This is a genomic window from Legionella wadsworthii DSM 21896 = ATCC 33877, assembly GCF_000701265.1.
In the GTDB taxonomy this organism is placed as follows: domain Bacteria; phylum Pseudomonadota; class Gammaproteobacteria; order Legionellales; family Legionellaceae; genus Legionella; species Legionella wadsworthii.
Map to the genome: position 1 here is coordinate 181099 of NZ_KL370759.1, position 16198 is coordinate 197296.

The following is a 16198-nucleotide window of genomic DNA, read 5'->3' on the forward strand; positions in this document are numbered from 1 at the left end:
CTAAAAATTCAGGATCAAGCAGTACATGTTGCTTTAACTGTATGTTGTCCTAAATTGGTAATTTCGACTTTGGCGCCTGACTCTGCAGTAATCTTCAGATTCTCACCTGAGTGAACTGTAATTCGTAGAGATTCTCCTGCTGACAAATCAATATCATTGATTTTTCCTTTTTTAGCTATGGCGACAATGTAAAGTTCATTTCCATCATCTACGGTATCTATCTTGCAATTGGCTTCTACCGACCAGAATAGATAATTCAGAAAAAGTTGAGGATCATTGCTAGGCAACTCATATTCAATTAAAACTCCTCTTTGGAGCATGTGACTTTCCATAGAATAAGCGCTTGTGCTTATAGAGCTGATGAAGCATAACAACCCCAGTCCAAATTTTCGTAGCATTATATATAACTCCGTCATGATAATAACGGAGCTAAGATACATTTATTTTGAATGTATGGCAAATTAACATTCATATATTCGGATAGGAAAACAATTGTGTTTCTAAAACTGACCCAAGTGTTTCCCAAGAAGATTTATAATGTTTCTAACGCTTTCGCAATGGACTCAGTCATCATTTTCGCATCGCCAAAGAGCATGTAGGTATTGTCATGGTAAAAAAGATCATTTTCAACCCCAGCATATCCTGGAGCCATGCTTCGTTTCACAAATAACACATTTCTGGCCTTCTCTACTTCCAAAACGGGCATACCATAAATGGGCGATCCCGGATCTGTTTTTGCTGCAGGATTGGTTATATCATTGGCTCCAATCACATAAGCAACGTCACAGCTTGAGAAGTCACGGTTGATTTCACTCTGTTCAAAAACTATATCATAAGGAATATTTGCTTCAGCAAGGAGTACATTCATATGACCAGGCATCCTTCCAGCTACAGGATGGATGGCAAAGCGAACTTTGATATTTCGATGCGCCAAGGCATCCACTAATTCTTTGACGGCGTGTTGCGCATGGGCTACTGCCATACCATAACCTGGAATGATGATGACATCTTTAGCATTGCTTAGAAGAAAAGCTGCATCTTCTCCATTCCCTTGGCGTACTGTTCTTAAATCTTGGCCAGCATTTGTTTGTGAACTAGAGGTTGAGGACTGAATCCCTCCGAAAATCACATTAAAAATAGAACGGTTCATTCCGACACACATGATGTAACTCAGGATGGCGCCGCTAGCACCTACTAATGCCCCGGTAATGACCAAAAGATGGTTGCTGAGTGTAAATCCAATCCCTGCCGCGGCCCATCCTGAATAGGAGTTCAGCATAGAAATCACCACCGGCATATCCGCCCCACCAATAGGAATAATGAGTAATACGCCAATCAAAAAAGACAGTCCAGCCATGACACTAAAAAACGTTAAGGTTTGATTGGTAAAAAACAAGCCTAATAAAATAAGGATTGCCAGGGCAGTAATCAGATTAATCACATTATGACCCACCAATTTAATCGGTTTACCCGACATAATTCCTTGTAGTTTAAGGAAGGCAATAATCGAGCCTGAGAAGGTAATCGCCCCAATAATTAATCCGAGACTCATCTCAATGAGGCTGGCTTTCGCAATATCTCCTGGCATGCCAATATGGAATGAAGCAGGGGACAAGAAAGCACAAAAAGCAACTAAAACAGCTGCCATCCCGACTAATGAATGGAATGCTGCAACCAGTTGAGGAATAGCAGTCATATTGATTTTATAGGCGATAAAGGTTCCTATGACGCCGCCTGCAATCATTAAACCAATAAGGAGGGGTTGATGGTAGGTTGTGGGCATCACCAAGGTAGAACCCACAGCGAGAACCATACCGGCAATACCCAGTAGATTCCCTCTCCTTGCTGATGCTGGACTCGCTAATCCTTTGAGTGCCAGGATAAAACACACAGCAGATAATAAATAAAATAAAGGAACCAGGGTTGTCATAAGAAATCATCCTTAAAATGTGTCACAGTTAGGCTTTGTAATGCCTTAATTTTTTCAAATTCTAGAATTTAGCTATAAATCCAGATGTGTTCTACTCAATTTACAGATTCTAGGTATCCTAAGATCCATTCCCTCATGAATGACTGATAACTTATTTTTTGTACATACGCAGCATACGTTGGGTCACAACAAACCCACCAAAAATATTAATAGAGGTTATAAAAATTGCTAATCCACCTATCCAAGTAATTTTTCCAGTCAATTGACTGCCCGCAGCGATGAGGGCGCCTAACACAATAATGCTGGATATGGCGTTGGTTACTGACATCAAGGGGGTGTGTAAAGCAGGAGTAACTTTCCATACCACATAGTATCCGACAAAGCAGGCCAAAACGAATATCGTCAGTATTGTAATGTAGGGATTACCTAAACTATTTATCTCATGCATTTTGCGTCTCCTTAACTTTCTTGAAGGGGAAGTATTGATTTTGATGGCAAAGGGTTGCTTCTTGAATGATTTCATCATCCGGGTTTAAGCTTAATTCCGGGGGATTTGGCGCTAATAGATTAACAAGATGTACCAGATTGTTGGCATAAAGCTCACTTGCAGTAGCTGCAACCAGTCCTGCCATGTTACTTAAACCGATGATTGTCACTTCTCCATGTTTGATGGTTTTATCCAAAATGCTAAGCTCGCAGTTACCCCCACGAGATGTAGCTAGATCGACAACTATAGAGCCAGGTTTCATTTGCTCTATAGTTTTTCGATACAATAAAATGGGGGCATTTTTACCGGGTATCAGTGCTGTTGAGATGACAATATCTGCTAATTTGGCATATTTATCGATTAATTCCGCTTGAAGTTGTTTGTATTCCTCGCTTGTTTCGGAGGCATAGCCGCCTTTAGTTTCGCTGTCTTCATTTTGGCCTACCTCAATAAACTCTGCACCTAAACTTTCTACTTGTTCTTTAGCTGCTCGACGTACATCAAAGGCATAAACAACAGCGCCCAAACGTTTTGCTGTTGCAATAGCCTGCAATCCAGCAACTCCTGCACCCAAAATAAGGATTTTTGCTGGTTGAATCATTCCTGCAGCAGTCATCATCATGGGAATGGCTCTGTGAAATTGGGTACATGCTTCTAAAACTGCTCTATAACCAGCCAGGTTAGATTGTGATGAGAGGCTATCCATACTTTGAGCGCGACTGATACGTGGTATCAGATTCATTGAGAACAGCGTCATTTTATTTTGATTACACCAGGAAATTAATTCGTTTTCCGATTCATTGTCGATGTGACCGATAATTAAGGCGCCTTCAGAGAGTCCCGCTAATCCTTTGGGTTCTGGTTCATTAATGCATAAAAGAACGTTGGCTCTTGAAAGGATATTTTTTTTATCCTGTATCTGTACTCCGACTTGTTCATATTCTTTGTCGCTGAAACCAGCAGCAAGACCGGCATTTTTTTCGATAGCGACTTCAAAGCCAGATTTTATGAAATGTTTTGCTGAACTGGGAGTAATGGCTACGCGGGTTTCATTACCTGACTCCCGTAAGGTGGCGATGATCATGGGTAAATCCTTTTTACCTAAATAGTTCCATCCTATTGTAATTTAGGCTGATTTTCCATACTCACTTTGGATATTTTATTAAGAAAAGACCTTGAGGAGAGATGATACCTTGCTCTCTCAAGCTGAAAATTGTGACAATCCTGAATTATTATCAGGTATAGATATTAAAATAGAATAAGATATTTTATTTGTCCTTATATTCTTCTTGTAAACTGTCTACTTCCAAAGCCAATGCAATTTGATGGGCGCATGACTCTAAAAGCTGGATTTTTTCAGGGGTTGAGAAATTGTGCTTATCCAAAGGGAGAACCCTTAATACGCCTATGGTCCCTTTTGTCCCTGTTAATGGAATAAATAATGCCGGGGAAAAGGAAAGGGTATCTGTTCCCCATCCAGCTTTTTGGCCTAACTCAAATACCCATTGTGCAATACTATATTCTTTTTCATCAAGTTCCTGATTTGTTTTTGCTCTGGCACGCACGATGAGATGTCCGTTTTTAGGTAAAAGGGCAATAATTTCACAGTGAAATATTTCGGAAATATAATTCACTCCTATCCTTAGCAATCGGATTATTCCCCGTGTTCTCGATAATCTGCGTGTTAGGGTATATAAAGCAGATGTTTGATATTCTGCAAGATGCGTCATTTCTGACTGACGACGAGTGACAATCGTTAATTGGCACATAATAAGCGCTAAAATAAACATCAAGACCAAAGTGAAAAAATAATCGGCTTTATCAATGAAAAAATTATAGAAGGGTGGAATAAATAAATAATCATAGGCCAAAATACTTAGAATAACCCCTAAAATTGCAGGACCAGGTCGTCCTAAAATCGCAATAGAAATTATTCCGATTAAATATACAAGTATTAAACTACTTTCATTAACCAAAGAGTAAATTAGAGAGTTAATCATTGTTGTGAGCACAACAATGCTGAATGATAAAGAATAATAAAGCCAGGGAGCCATAGGCTTGACTAGAGCTCTCTTTTTTGATTTTTTAGCTCTTTCAGTCATCGTATATACATCAATTTCTCCACTATAACGTAATACTTCATCTGCCAGGTTTCGAAAGAAAAAATTTCTCCAGCGATTTCGAATTTGTTTGCAAATCATAATTAATGTGACATTTTGTTCTCTTGAAAAATTTATAATTTCTTTAACCAGGTCATATCCCATTAAAATGTGAGTTTCCGCGCCCATCTGTTCTGCAAAAAATAAATTTTTTATTGCTTGATTTCTTTGCATTCTGGATAATTGCGTTCGAGTCGAGTCGACATAAATGGCTATCCAATCTGCCTGCAAACTTGTAGCCATTTGTTTGGCTGCACGGATTAATTTATGAGATTCTGGTCCGGGTCCCACGCAAACCAGTATTTTTTCCATAATAGGCCAGATATGTCTAATTCCCTGCCCTTGCCTGTACAAAAGTACCTGCGTATTCACTCGTTTTGCTAAAGTACGCAAGGCCAATTCACGCAGGGCCATTAAATTACCTTTACGAAAATAAGACTCTGCAGCCAAAAGAGCTTGTTTGGGAACATAAACTTTACCTTCAGCGAGACGCTTTAATAAATCTTCAGGGGCTAAATCCACCAACTCGATGGTATTCGCTCTTTCTATCATGGCATCTGGAACAGTTTCCTGGATACGTGCATGGATAATTTGTGAGACATCATCATTGAGGCTTTCTATGTGCTGTACATTAAGGGTTGTATAAACATCTATGCCACGATCAAGTATTTCTTTAATGTCTTGCCAGCGTTTTTTATGGCGTAAACCGCTGACATTGGTATGAGCCATTTCATCCATGAGAATTAAACCCGGATTCCTTTTCAATGCGGCTTCCAGATCAAATTCTTGTAGTTTTTTTCCATGATAATCCACTGTGATTTTGGGTAATACTACAAAATTTTTTAGAATCTCTTCAATTTCTATGCGCCCATGTGACTCGACAATTCCAACAACAATATCGAGACCCTTGGCTTGCTCATCCAATGCTTCATGAAGCATGGAGTGAGTTTTTCCAACACCTGGGGCAGCTCCAAGATATATCTTAAGTTTCCCGCCTTGTATTTGACGTTCTTCTTCGATTACCTGTTGTAATAAAGCATTTGGATCGGGTCGCTTGTAGGTCATTTAGAGGTCCTTATATGATCCAGAGCTAAATTCAGCTCTAATACATTGATTCTAGGCTCTCCAAAAAGATGCAAGGTTCTTTCTTTAATAAATTGATTCACTAAGGCTTGAATTTCTTTTTCTGATAAATGGCGTACTTTGGCAATACGAGGAATTTGATAATAAGCTGCCAAGGGACTAATTTCGGGATCAAGCCCGCTAGCAGATGCTGTGACTAAATCTACTGGGACTAATGGATTGTTTTTGGGGAGGGGCTGCGCCATTGAATTTTTTTGACGTAAAAGGTCCATTCGATTATTTAAAACGGATAAAAATTGAGGGTTAGATGGGCCCATATTAGACCCCGCGGAATTTGCTGCATTATAGGGAAAATGGGGGGTGGCTGAAGGACGTCCCCAAAAATATTCAGGTGTATCAAAGTACTGTCCAATTAATAGGGATCCTATGGGTTTATGATTCACCTGCAACAGACTTCCATTTGCTTGAAAAGGGAATAAAATTTGGGCTATCAAAGTCACTACAGCCGGATAAATCAATCCAGTTAATACCGAAAATAGGAGCAAAAATATCAAAGAAGTTTTAATTTGCCTGAGCGCGGCTATGATCATTTCTTATCCTCTTAATCCTAGAAAAGTCAGGAGCATATCAATTGCTTTAATACCGAGAAAAGGAGCAATTAATCCTCCTAGTCCATAGAAAAGCACATTATTTTGTAAAAGGCGTTCTGCGGGAAGGCGTCTGTATTTCACACCTCGTAAGGCTAGAGGTATAAGAAATATAATAATGATTGCATTAAAAATAACTGTTGAAAGGATTGCCGTTTTTGATGTACTTAAATGCATGATGTTGAGCATATTAAGCGTGGGATAAGTACTTGCAAATGCTGCAGGTAAAATGGCAAAGTATTTTGCAATATCATTGGCCATACTGAATGTTGTCAACGCTCCCCGGGTCATAAGGAGTTGTTTTCCAATTTCGACTACTTCAATTAATTTAGTAGGGTTTGAATCCAAATCAACCAAATTGCCCGCTTCTTTAGCAGCTTGGGTTCCACTATTCATTGCAACAGCCACATCTGCTTGAGCCAGTGCAGGGGCATCATTGGTTCCATCACCAGTCATGGCAACTAAATGGCCTTGTGATTGCATGTCACGAATCAATTTTAATTTATCTTCAGGTTTTGCATTAGCAAGAAAATCATCTACTCCTGCTTCACCAGCAATTGAAGCTGCAGTAAGCGGATTATCCCCTGTGACCATGATGGTCTTAATTCCCATTTGCCTTAACTGAGCAAACCGTTCTCGAATGCCGCCTTTGATAATATCTTTGAGCCAGATGATACCTAATACTTTTGCTCCCTCTGTAACGACCAGAGCAGTTCCTCCTTGACGGGAAATAATTTCTACATTCTTTATTACGTTTTCTGGGATGCCTGCTCCTAAATGGTTAAGATATTCTTCGATTGCTTGAGCAGATCCTTTACGAATTTGCCGTGAACCAAAATTTGCTCCACTCATTCGTGTTTGTGCTGTAAAAGGAATAAATGTGGCTTTTAAATGCGCAAGCGTTCTGCCACGTAATTTATATTTTCTTTTTGCAAGAACAACAATACTTCGGCCCTCGGGTGTTTCATCCGCTAAAGAAGCTAATTGAGCCGCGTCTGCCAGTTCCTTGATATCGACTCCTTGTGCCGGTATAAATTCGGTTGCTTGTCGGTTACCTAGTGTAATGGTTCCTGTTTTATCTAGTAAGAGGAGATCAACATCCCCAGCAGCTTCAACGGCACGTCCCGATAAGGCGATGACATTAGCCTGGATCATGCGGTCCATGCCCGCAATTCCTATTGCAGAAAGCAGGGCGCCTATACTTGTGGGGGCGAGACAAACAAAGAGTGCCAGGAGTACTGTGATTGAAATTGTTTCTCCGGATTTGGTGACGGAGACACTATATATAGAAAAAGAGAGCAAGGTGCTACATACTATAAGAAAAACAATGGTTAAAGCTGCCAGTAAAATAGTCAAGGCCAATTCATTGGGTGTTTTTAGTCTTTTTGCACCTTCAACCAGAGCAATCATGCGATCTAGAAATGTTTCTCCCGGATTGGAAGTAATACGAATTATCAACCAATCTGAGAGAACTTGAGTCCCTCCTGTCACTGCACTTCGATCCCCTCCGCTTTCTCGAATAACTGGCGCACTTTCTCCGGTTATCGCACTTTCATTGACGGAAGCTATTCCTTCAATCACCTCACCATCACTTGGTATGAAATCACCGGATTCAACCAATACCAAATCACCAGCACGTAAGCGGATGGATGGGATAATTGTAAATTTGGATTGTTTACTACCCTTTGTTAATCTTTTGGCTTGTATTTCTTGACGTGCACGCCTTAATTCTTGAGCTTGGGCTTTACCTCGACCTTCTGCCATCGCTTCTGCGAAATTAGCAAAAAGGAGGGTAAACCAGAGCCATAAACTTATATTAAATATAAATGAGACTGGAGCATCTTGATCCCCAAATAAAGCTTTAATGAAAAGTACCGTTGTAAGAATTGAGCTGATATATACCGTAAACATAACAGGATTTTTTATTTGAACCTGTGGCTTTAATTTAAAAAAAGACTCACATAAGGCATTTTTGATAATATGAAAATCCCAAATAGAATGTGACTTAATGGCCATACTTCCCCCAAAGCATTAACTGTTCTACGATAGGTCCAAGCGCGAGTGCGGGTAAGAAAGACAATGCCCCTAAAACAATGACAATACAAACCACTAATATGACAAAAAGAGGGGTATGCGTGGGTAAAGTACCCAGGCTAATGGGAATACGTTTTTTCTTAACCAGCGAGCCAGCAATAGCAAGCGCAGGAATGGCAAGCCAATAACGACTTACCAGCATCAAAATCCCACCTAAAATATTATAAAAGGATGTATTTGACTTTAAACCGGCAAAAGAGCTGCCATTATTATTTCCCAACGAGGTAAATGCATAGAGTATTTCTGTAAAACCATGAGCACCAGGATTCGAGATTGAAGAAATCCCTAAAGGAGATACAACGGCAAAAGCTGTCGAGATTAAAACAATTAAAGGCATGATTAATACAGCAAGTGAGGCCATTTTCATTTCATAGGGTTCAATTTTTTTTCCTAAATATTCAGGTGTTCTGCCTACCATGAGCCCTGTAACAAATACAGTAAGAATGATCAACATCAACATACCGTATAATCCTGAGCCTACACCGCCAAAACTGACTTCACCTAAATGCATCATCCATAAAGGAATCATGCCGCCAAGAGGTGTAAATGAATCGAGCATGGAATTCACTGAACCATTTGCCGATGCAGTCGTCGCTGTTGCCCAGATCGCTGAATTAACAATACCAAAACGTGTCTCTTTGCCTTCCATATTTCCAGCAGGATATAATTCCGATTGGGCAATAGTATCAATACCCATTTGTCGAAAGGCGGGGTTTCCCGCTTGTTCAATCAAAACTTCCAAAAATAAACAAGGAACAAATAAGACAGACATGGACACCAATATTGCCCAACCTTGCCTTTTATCACGTACCATAGAACCAAATGTAAAACATAAAGCTGCTGGAATAAGTAAAATCGCGATCATTTCCAAAAAGTTAGTTATAGGCGTAGGGTTCTCAAAAGGATGCGCGGAATTGGTATTAAAAACCCCCCCACCATTAGTTCCTAATTGTTTGATGGCAATATGGGAAGCTACAGGACCCATAGGAATGACTTGCTCACTCACTGTGACAGGCTCTATTGTCGTGTTATTTATGGCTGTTTTTTGGTAGGTGAAGGGATGGAGGAGAGAAATTTTCTGATAAGGTTTAAAATTCTGTATCACACCTTGAGAGCATAAGATGAGCGAAAAAATGAATGAAAGGGGCAGTAGGATATAAATAATACCACGAACAGTATCTACCCAAAAATTACCCAGGCTTCTACTTTCATGTTTTACAATACCTCTTATGATTGCGATTAATAAGGACATGCCGGAAGCTGCAGAAATAAAATTTTGTACTGTTAGCGCAAACATTTGCGTGAAATAACTTATGGTCATCTCGCCACCATAAGCTTGCCAATTAGAATTAGTGGCAAAACTAACCGCAGTATTGAAAGCAAGATCTGGGCTGGGCGAGGTGAATCCTTGAGGGTTTAATGGAAGATAAAATTGAATCCGTTGGATTAAATAAACGACAAGTATGCCCATCATATTTATATAGAGCATACAGCATAAATAACTCCGCCAACCCATCTCTTCTCCAGGATGGATTCCACAGAGGTTATAAATTAATTTTTCAAGAGGTTTTAAAATAAAATCTAAATAGCAGTGTTTTCCTTGATATACCCGTGACATATACAGGCCTAAAGGTCTTACCAGAAGCAGTAAAAAAAGTAGGTACAATACAATTTGCAACAAACCAGCTTTTGTCATAAGGCTTCCATTCCCAATTTAAATTGTATCTTTGGATTAGAATAATTCAGGTTTGAACAATACAAATAATAAATAGATTAATAGACCGATAACTATTAATCCACAGCTTAAATATAAGCTCATATTTCGCTCCTGGATAAATAGTCAAAAAATCTAATTAGGCCAAATGACAGGCTAAAAAAGACTAGGACCAGTAAAATTAACAAAATATCCATACGATCAAACCGTCCATCTCAAGCAGTGCATTAAAAAAATATAGATACTATAAGGTTCTGATTATAGTAGATATAAATAAAAAAAACAGCGAATTGTATGTGCTTATTTGGTTAAATTATTGCGTAAATAGGGTTGCCAGTGGGGTATTCGGTCAATAAAAAAGGCGTATTCAATACGCCTTTTTACTGGAAATTTGGTTAGACAGTAAAATTGAGTACAGTCCTTTTTTAACAAGGTGGACTCCTCTGGAGTGTTTTAGGCTTCTTAGTACATGCTAAGCTTGCACACCGCACTCTCTGTCTGGCTTCCAAGTAATCAATGTTGGCTGAACAATGTGTACTGTCTATGATTCTATGATAGGCCACTCTAGGTTCTAATGCCACATAATTTCTCTGATTTTTTGCAAAGAATTCGTTAAAGTTGACATTCCTTGAATTAAATTCATACAAAACAAGAGAAAAGACCTCTTAACTGATGTCCGTACCACAAAGGATGGGATGTGATATACCCATGATTTAATGGGTTCTTTGTATCCCAAAGAAGGGCACCCCTACAAAAGGCCTTCTTTTTGCGTAGGCTTTTGCATTTTTTCCTTTTTGCAGGAAAATTTGGGTATAATAAAGTCTTCCTTGTTTGTCACGGGCAACGCCAATACCGGTTAAATGGTAATTACCTACAATATTTCTTCGATGTCCTGGACTTTTAATCCACCCATTGACTACGATTTTTGCTGTTTTATAATTGTACGCCACATTTTCGGCTCCGCCGCCTACGTATTTAATTTGTCGACGAAGATTGGCAATACGTTTTTCAAAACCTTGATGGCCAAAAGGCATGCGGTGGTTGGCCATATCCAAAGAGTGTTTTTGGGCCTGGATTACAATCTTTTTATCCATAGTAAGCTTGGATAAACCATGTTTTTGTCGGTACTCATTAATATAAAATAATACTGCATTTTGAATATCGGCATCCTTTTCAATATTTTTTACGGGCGCTGCATGTACTAGAGAAGCTAGGTTTAAAAAAATTATAAATAAAATAATTAGTTTGTTTCTGGTAGACATAAATTCAATTTTTTTATAGAAATAGAAGGGAATAGTGACTAAAAATAAGGCATTTGTCCAGTGTTTATGTATCTTCAATAACTAAAAAGTAATCAAAACGCATATAAATTATTTAAAACAGGCAAAGTTAATGAGTTAAGTTAGCTATTGCGTCTTGTAAATCCTCTACTTCACCGGAATAATGGAAGTAAATGCGTTTTTTTGCACAATCGATAATACAAAGCGGTTCCTGAGGCCGATCATCAAATTGCTTGAATATCCAAAAAATTCCTTCGCTATGTTTAGTTTCTATCTCTTTGAGCAAATCAACCATTTTATCTTTTTCAAGGGCATTATGGGGACAATTTAAACCTGATGATGCGCCATGCGTTATTTTATAGGCGTAATGTTGTTCTTTCATGATAACTCCCTTTGACCACTGTGAGTAATAAAAATGGTTAGTTTAAATTATAGTCTAATTTGCTCGTTTCAATTCATGACTTATATTTCAATAAAATTTTATGAAGCGGTATGACAAAGCTTTTTTACTGGCTTTAGAATCATAGAGTTGTCATTTTAGGACAAATAATATTTCTGGAATGTTATAGATTAACAGATAAGCCAACGAGTACGGCATGTAATGTGGGTATGTTGGATAATTGCTCTTTTTGATTGAAAGTATCGAGATGGAAATTAGGACCGTGGCCGCTGAATATCCCCTGATATAATAAGTTGAGGTTCGCCAATGCAGTAATAGGATATCCAAAGCCTGCCTGGATTTCACCTGCTAATTGGGAAATATCATTAAGGGGAGTTCGATGATCCTGCCAATGCCTGTAGGCCAATCCTCCTTTTAATTGAGCAAAAAAAGAAGTATTACCCAAGGGATCGCTTTTGGAGGTAATCAATAAATCCAGTGTCGGGGCAAGAGTGGTATGTATGGGAAGCCATTTTTTTATGACCTGTAAGGTTTCTTTGGGCATATTTAATTTGATTCGTGTACCGGTTTGCAGACCTAACTCTAATCCCAAAGCAACATTGCCTGCAAGTATCATTTCATTGGCTAACGCAAGCCGACCTATTGGTGGATGTGTGTCTTGGGATGTGATTTGATAACTACCTGTGCCCGCACTGGCAGTAATAGACCATGGCTGATCTTGTGAAGTTGATTGAGGGAAATAGCTGCCCGCTATCGCATTAAATGATAATAAGAATCCTATTATAATTAATTTCATATGCTATATCCCTAATGAATTGATCATAATCTCTTGCAAGCCCACAAATAAAAATTTTCAGTTTCATTACTGCAAAAGCGCTTATGGGAATATTTAACATAAAAAAAAGACAGAGTTATCAGTATACTTCCTGCCTTTAAATTAAATTTGGCGGAGAGAGAGGGATTCGAACCCTCGATACGTTGCCGTATACACACTTTCCAGGCGTGCGCCTTCGACCGCTCGGCCATCTCTCCAATTCGGGCAAGCTTATACAGGTCAGATAATAAAATCAACCCTGTGTTGTACTAAATTTATAACTTAATGATATCTTAAACCGTTATTGTATATACTATGAATGAAAGCAATCTAAAAAACATACAATTTTCGTGTTATTTAGACATAAAATAATTGCATCAAATGTCATTTTAAAAGGGATGAAATCATGTTAGCAAGAACTTCTATTTTTATCGCCAGTCTTATTTCATCAAGTTCCCCATGGGCTGCTATTACATGTTATTACACTTTAGTTAAAGACAATTGCTGGACTAAATACGATGTATCAGTAGACATTATGGATGCTGCAACCAATAAAATTTTAACGACCATTACCGTACCTAATGGAAAATCCTGGAGTCGCCAAACTTTTCCTTGTGATCCTGGACAAAAATTAATATATCGTGCTCAATTTTCTCCAGTTTTTTGGGAAAGCGATAAAGGTAAAACTTATACGGCTAAAAATTACTGGTCTTTACCCAACTCAGTAAATCCTGGTGATTCTGCTTGGAATTTGACCGTTTGTTATCCGAATGACTTTTCACTAGTCCCTTTACCTCCAGATGCATCAGGAAGTTGCAGCTGTAATTTTAATGGTATTCCTGAAATTCCTCCCAAAAAGATATAAATGGCATTAATTTTTATCTTTATGTATGATTCTCGCTAACATTTCAACTTATTTAGGAAAAGGTTTCCTTCTTGTTGACGGAGCGACTTATGATTACCCTCAGAAATAAAATTGGCCAAATGATAGTCATGGGGTTTGATGGATGTGATATTCATGAAAAAAGCCCTATAGCAAATTGGTTATCAACAGATGGATTGGGTGGCGTTTTATTATTTGATCAAGATCATGCGACTGGATTGTATGGAAAAAATTTGAAGAACCAGGCTCAAATAAAACGATTAACCCATCAACTCAATTATTTTTCATCGGAAATAAATTACAAGAATAATGATTTACCCTTGTTGATTGCCATAGATTACGAGGGTGGAGCAATTGATCGTTTGGCTCGGGTAGAAGGATGTATGCCCACCATGAGTGCATCGAGCATGGCCCATTTATCTCCAGAGGCCTTAAAAGGTGAATTGACACAAATGGCATTTACATTAAAATCCTTAGGTTTTAATCTTAATTTTGCTCCAGTTGTCGATTTAAATTTACAAGAAGAACAAGGAATTATTGGACATTTACAGCGTAGTTTTTCTGCAGATCATAAAGAAGTCATTCGTTTAGCCCAAAAGTTTGTCGAAATTTTTTATCAGCATGGTATTGCGTGTTGTTATAAACATTTCCCGGGCCATGGCAGCGCTTTAGGTGATACGCATAAAGGGTTTGTCGATGTCACAAGTACTTTTCAAAAAGAAGAGTTAATTCCATATTATCAGCTAGTCCGAGATACTTATAAACCGACTATGATAATGACTGCCCATGTGGTGAACAAACAACTTGATAAGCAAGGCTTGCCTGCTACTTTATCGTATGAAATCTTAACCGGGATCTTGCGCGAGACTATAGATTACGATGGAGTCATTATTGCAGATGATTTACAAATGCAGGCAATCACTGATCATTATTCCTTAGAAGAAGCACTTTGTCTGACCATCAACGCGGGTGCAGATATGCTCATTTTTGCAAATCAATTGTCAAAAATTACAGCGCCGGAATTAATTGAAATGATTGAGCGTTTAATTTTCGAGCAAAAAATTGAGCAAGAACGTATTGAAGATGCTTATCGTCGGATTATTCGCTTCAAGCAACAAATTGATTGTATTGAATTAGTCGATTGATTATCTTGGTATTCAAATTCCTTGAGTGAATATATTCTTTGTGTTAGAATATTTCTCATTGTTTATAATTTAATCAGCCTAAAAAAGGTTATTATGGTAACTCACCTGAAGAAAGCATCTCATCGCTCAACCCTCGCTCAGTTTAAACTCGTTTCTTGTTGTTGCTGCTAATTCCCTCTTTTTCTTTTTAACCTTTTGTTTGTTAAGGATTGATATCATGTGTGCAGCACATCAACAAAAAAAATTAATTTTTAGTACCCCTTTAATTTACGCTGTAATGATTGCCTTGGGTATCATAAGCGGGATGTCCCATATTGCTGTTTTAAAAGAGACGGGACTACTCATTTCTGATTTATTCATCAAACTATTCAAGTGCATTAGTTTACCAATTATCTCTTTGTCCATCATTGTTACATTGGCGAATTATAAAACTGATGGTTTTATGAAAAAAATATGGCAGCGGACAATTAAGTATACATTTTCTACAACCGTAGTTGCGGCGATTATCAGCTGCTTACTTTATTTATTTATTCAACCCAGCTCCGTTCAGGTTAATTTAGATGCACAAAGCACCAAAGCAACGAGCTGTTTAGGTTATCTAGGATACCTGGCAAATATCATACCCACCAACTTGCTATCTCCTTTTCTTGAGCAACAAGTCATGGGTGTCCTTTTTCTCAGTATCATTATAGGTATTGCAGTACGCCAAATACCTGATGAGGAGTCTCGTAATACCCTCACGCATTTTTTCCGTGGTGCGCATGGTATGTTTTTAGTTATAACTCGCTGGATCATTAGAATTATTCCAATAGGTTTATTTGGGTTCATTACTTCTACGGTTGTTCAATTACAATCAGGGATGGATATTAAAGGAATTGGTGAGTATTTATTAATTGTAGTCTTAGCGAATTTAGTTCAAGGTTTTGTGATATTACCTTTGTGGTTGAAAATGAATAAAATTCAACCTTTTACAACAATGCGCGCAATGCTCCCTGCCTTATCCGTAGCTTTTTTCTCAAAATCTTCGGTCGGGACTTTGCCTGTTACGATGAATACTATAGAAAAAAACTTACAAGTAAAACCTTCAGTAAGCCGTTTTGTTTTACCTTTATGCACCAGCATTAACATGAATGGGTGCGCTGCTTTCATTTTTGCAACAGTTATCTATTTAATGCAAAATCATGGAATGCCCATTTCTTACGGCACTATGGTTTTATGGATATTTGTCGCTACGGTTGCTGCCATTGGGAATGCGGGTGTGCCTATGGGATGTTTCTTTCTGAGTATCAGTTTGTTGTCTAGTATGAATGTTCCTATTGTGCTTATGGGTGTGATTTTACCATTTTATGGTTTAATTGATATGTTGGAAACTGCTTTAAATGTTTGGTCTGACGCGTGCGTCACTAAAATTGTAAATGATAAAGCTCTTGCGGAGGAGCAGGGTGCAGAACCTTTAAAACCGAGGAAAGTGTCTGCATATGAACCTGAGTTAGGATAAATTGCAATCGTTTTTCTGATTTAGAGCAGTAGCCTGGTTGCTGGCAACCAGGTATTGATTCACA

Annotated in this window: 15 protein-coding genes, 1 tRNA gene and 1 other RNA gene; 3 read left to right on the forward strand and 14 right to left on the reverse strand. The window is 38.4% G+C overall.

The annotated features are described in order from the left end of the window. Positions 1 to 14 precede the first annotated feature (14 nt). The 14 genes from BU07_RS0106880 to BU07_RS0106940 all read right to left on the reverse strand — a co-directional run bounded on the left by BU07_RS0106880 (position 15) and on the right by BU07_RS0106940 (position 12826). Positions 15 to 320, reverse strand: a complete 306-nt coding sequence (locus BU07_RS0106880) for a hypothetical protein (RefSeq protein WP_341273450.1) — start codon at positions 318 to 320, stop codon at positions 15 to 17. Between the two features lie 212 nt (positions 321 to 532). Next, a complete protein-coding gene (locus tag BU07_RS0106885) occupies positions 533 to 1930 on the reverse strand; it encodes an NAD(P)(+) transhydrogenase (Re/Si-specific) subunit beta (protein ID WP_031564582.1) in 1398 nt (465 codons plus the stop codon). Positions 1931 to 2081: 151 nt separating this feature from the next. Beyond that, positions 2082 to 2378, reverse strand: coding sequence for a proton-translocating transhydrogenase family protein (locus BU07_RS0106890; RefSeq protein ID WP_031564584.1), 297 nt, complete (start codon positions 2376 to 2378; stop codon positions 2082 to 2084). Continuing rightward, positions 2371 to 3501 (reverse strand): Re/Si-specific NAD(P)(+) transhydrogenase subunit alpha, encoded by a 1131-nt coding sequence (locus BU07_RS0106895; RefSeq protein ID WP_031564585.1) that lies wholly within the window; start codon positions 3499 to 3501, stop codon positions 2371 to 2373. Before BU07_RS0106895 ends, BU07_RS0106890 begins: the two co-directional genes overlap by 8 nt. Positions 3502 to 3685: 184 nt before the next feature. Further along, positions 3686 to 5641: a DUF4118 domain-containing protein gene (locus BU07_RS0106900; RefSeq protein WP_031564588.1), complete on the reverse strand. Its 1956-nt coding sequence runs from the start codon at positions 5639 to 5641 to the stop codon at positions 3686 to 3688. Beyond that, the gene (kdpC, locus tag BU07_RS0106905; RefSeq protein WP_031564590.1) at positions 5638 to 6249 is read right to left on the reverse strand and encodes a potassium-transporting ATPase subunit KdpC; all 612 of its coding nucleotides are present in this window, start codon (positions 6247 to 6249) and stop codon (positions 5638 to 5640) included. Before kdpC ends, BU07_RS0106900 begins: the two co-directional genes overlap by 4 nt. A 3-nt stretch (positions 6250 to 6252) precedes the next feature. After that, positions 6253 to 8322, reverse strand: coding sequence for a potassium-transporting ATPase subunit KdpB (gene kdpB, locus BU07_RS0106910; protein WP_031564592.1), 2070 nt, complete (start codon positions 8320 to 8322; stop codon positions 6253 to 6255). Then, positions 8312 to 10096, reverse strand: a complete 1785-nt coding sequence (gene kdpA / locus BU07_RS0106915; RefSeq protein ID WP_031564594.1) for a potassium-transporting ATPase subunit KdpA — start codon at positions 10094 to 10096, stop codon at positions 8312 to 8314. The genes kdpB and kdpA overlap by 11 nt, the downstream gene beginning before the upstream one ends. Before the next feature lie 36 nt (positions 10097 to 10132). Continuing rightward, positions 10133 to 10219: a potassium-transporting ATPase subunit F gene (locus tag BU07_RS17885; RefSeq protein ID WP_084157811.1), complete on the reverse strand. Its 87-nt coding sequence runs from the start codon at positions 10217 to 10219 to the stop codon at positions 10133 to 10135. Between the two features lie 293 nt (positions 10220 to 10512). Then, positions 10513 to 10656: non-coding RNA, 6S RNA (gene ssrS / locus BU07_RS17225), on the reverse strand. Positions 10657 to 10827: 171 nt separating this feature from the next. Continuing rightward, positions 10828 to 11376 carry a CAP domain-containing protein gene (locus BU07_RS0106920; RefSeq protein WP_031564596.1) on the reverse strand — a complete coding sequence of 183 codons (549 nt, stop codon included), beginning with the start codon at positions 11374 to 11376 and terminating at the stop codon, positions 10828 to 10830. Between the two features lie 127 nt (positions 11377 to 11503). Then, positions 11504 to 11776 (reverse strand): hypothetical protein, encoded by a 273-nt coding sequence (locus tag BU07_RS0106925; protein ID WP_031564598.1) that lies wholly within the window; start codon positions 11774 to 11776, stop codon positions 11504 to 11506. 181 nt (positions 11777 to 11957) lie between these two features. Then, a complete protein-coding gene (locus BU07_RS0106930; protein WP_031564600.1) occupies positions 11958 to 12590 on the reverse strand; it encodes a hypothetical protein in 633 nt (210 codons plus the stop codon). Positions 12591 to 12738: 148 nt separating this feature from the next. Next, positions 12739 to 12826 (reverse strand) — tRNA-Ser (locus BU07_RS0106940). Between the two features lie 188 nt (positions 12827 to 13014). Between BU07_RS0106940 and BU07_RS0106945 the strand changes: the two genes are divergently transcribed. From BU07_RS0106945 to BU07_RS0106955, 3 genes are all read left to right on the forward strand, one after another. After that, the gene (locus BU07_RS0106945; protein ID WP_031564602.1) at positions 13015 to 13473 is read left to right on the forward strand and encodes a hypothetical protein; all 459 of its coding nucleotides are present in this window, start codon (positions 13015 to 13017) and stop codon (positions 13471 to 13473) included. Between the two features lie 89 nt (positions 13474 to 13562). Continuing rightward, on the forward strand, positions 13563 to 14636 hold the full coding sequence (locus tag BU07_RS0106950) for a glycoside hydrolase family 3 N-terminal domain-containing protein (RefSeq protein ID WP_031564605.1): 1074 nt from the start codon (positions 13563 to 13565) through the stop codon (positions 14634 to 14636). 217 nt (positions 14637 to 14853) lie between these two features. Continuing rightward, positions 14854 to 16134 (forward strand): dicarboxylate/amino acid:cation symporter, encoded by a 1281-nt coding sequence (locus BU07_RS0106955; RefSeq protein WP_031564607.1) that lies wholly within the window; start codon positions 14854 to 14856, stop codon positions 16132 to 16134. Positions 16135 to 16198: the final 64 nt, after the last annotated feature.

Excerpts from the sequence above, each read along its gene's own strand:
- BU07_RS0106880 (WP_341273450.1), bottom strand. The coding sequence starts at position 320 with ATGCTCCAAAGAGGAGTTTTAATTGAATATGAGTTGCCTAGCAATGAT.
- BU07_RS0106885 (WP_031564582.1), bottom strand. The coding sequence starts at position 1,930 with ATGACAACCCTGGTTCCTTTATTTTATTTATTATCTGCTGTGTGTTTT.
- BU07_RS0106890 (WP_031564584.1), bottom strand. The coding sequence starts at position 2,378 with ATGCATGAGATAAATAGTTTAGGTAATCCCTACATTACAATACTGACG.
- BU07_RS0106895 (WP_031564585.1), bottom strand. The coding sequence starts at position 3,501 with ATGATCATCGCCACCTTACGGGAGTCAGGTAATGAAACCCGCGTAGCC.
- BU07_RS0106900 (WP_031564588.1), bottom strand. The coding sequence starts at position 5,641 with ATGACCTACAAGCGACCCGATCCAAATGCTTTATTACAACAGGTAATC.
- kdpC (WP_031564590.1), bottom strand. The coding sequence starts at position 6,249 with ATGATCATAGCCGCGCTCAGGCAAATTAAAACTTCTTTGATATTTTTG.
- kdpB (WP_031564592.1), bottom strand. The coding sequence starts at position 8,322 with ATGGCCATTAAGTCACATTCTATTTGGGATTTTCATATTATCAAAAAT.
- kdpA (WP_031564594.1), bottom strand. The coding sequence starts at position 10,096 with ATGACAAAAGCTGGTTTGTTGCAAATTGTATTGTACCTACTTTTTTTA.
- BU07_RS17885 (WP_084157811.1), bottom strand. The coding sequence starts at position 10,219 with ATGAGCTTATATTTAAGCTGTGGATTAATAGTTATCGGTCTATTAATC.
- BU07_RS0106920 (WP_031564596.1), bottom strand. The coding sequence starts at position 11,376 with ATGTCTACCAGAAACAAACTAATTATTTTATTTATAATTTTTTTAAAC.
- BU07_RS0106925 (WP_031564598.1), bottom strand. The coding sequence starts at position 11,776 with ATGAAAGAACAACATTACGCCTATAAAATAACGCATGGCGCATCATCA.
- BU07_RS0106930 (WP_031564600.1), bottom strand. The coding sequence starts at position 12,590 with ATGAAATTAATTATAATAGGATTCTTATTATCATTTAATGCGATAGCG.
- BU07_RS0106945 (WP_031564602.1), top strand. The coding sequence starts at position 13,015 with ATGTTAGCAAGAACTTCTATTTTTATCGCCAGTCTTATTTCATCAAGT.
- BU07_RS0106950 (WP_031564605.1), top strand. The coding sequence starts at position 13,563 with ATGATTACCCTCAGAAATAAAATTGGCCAAATGATAGTCATGGGGTTT.
- BU07_RS0106955 (WP_031564607.1), top strand. The coding sequence starts at position 14,854 with ATGTGTGCAGCACATCAACAAAAAAAATTAATTTTTAGTACCCCTTTA.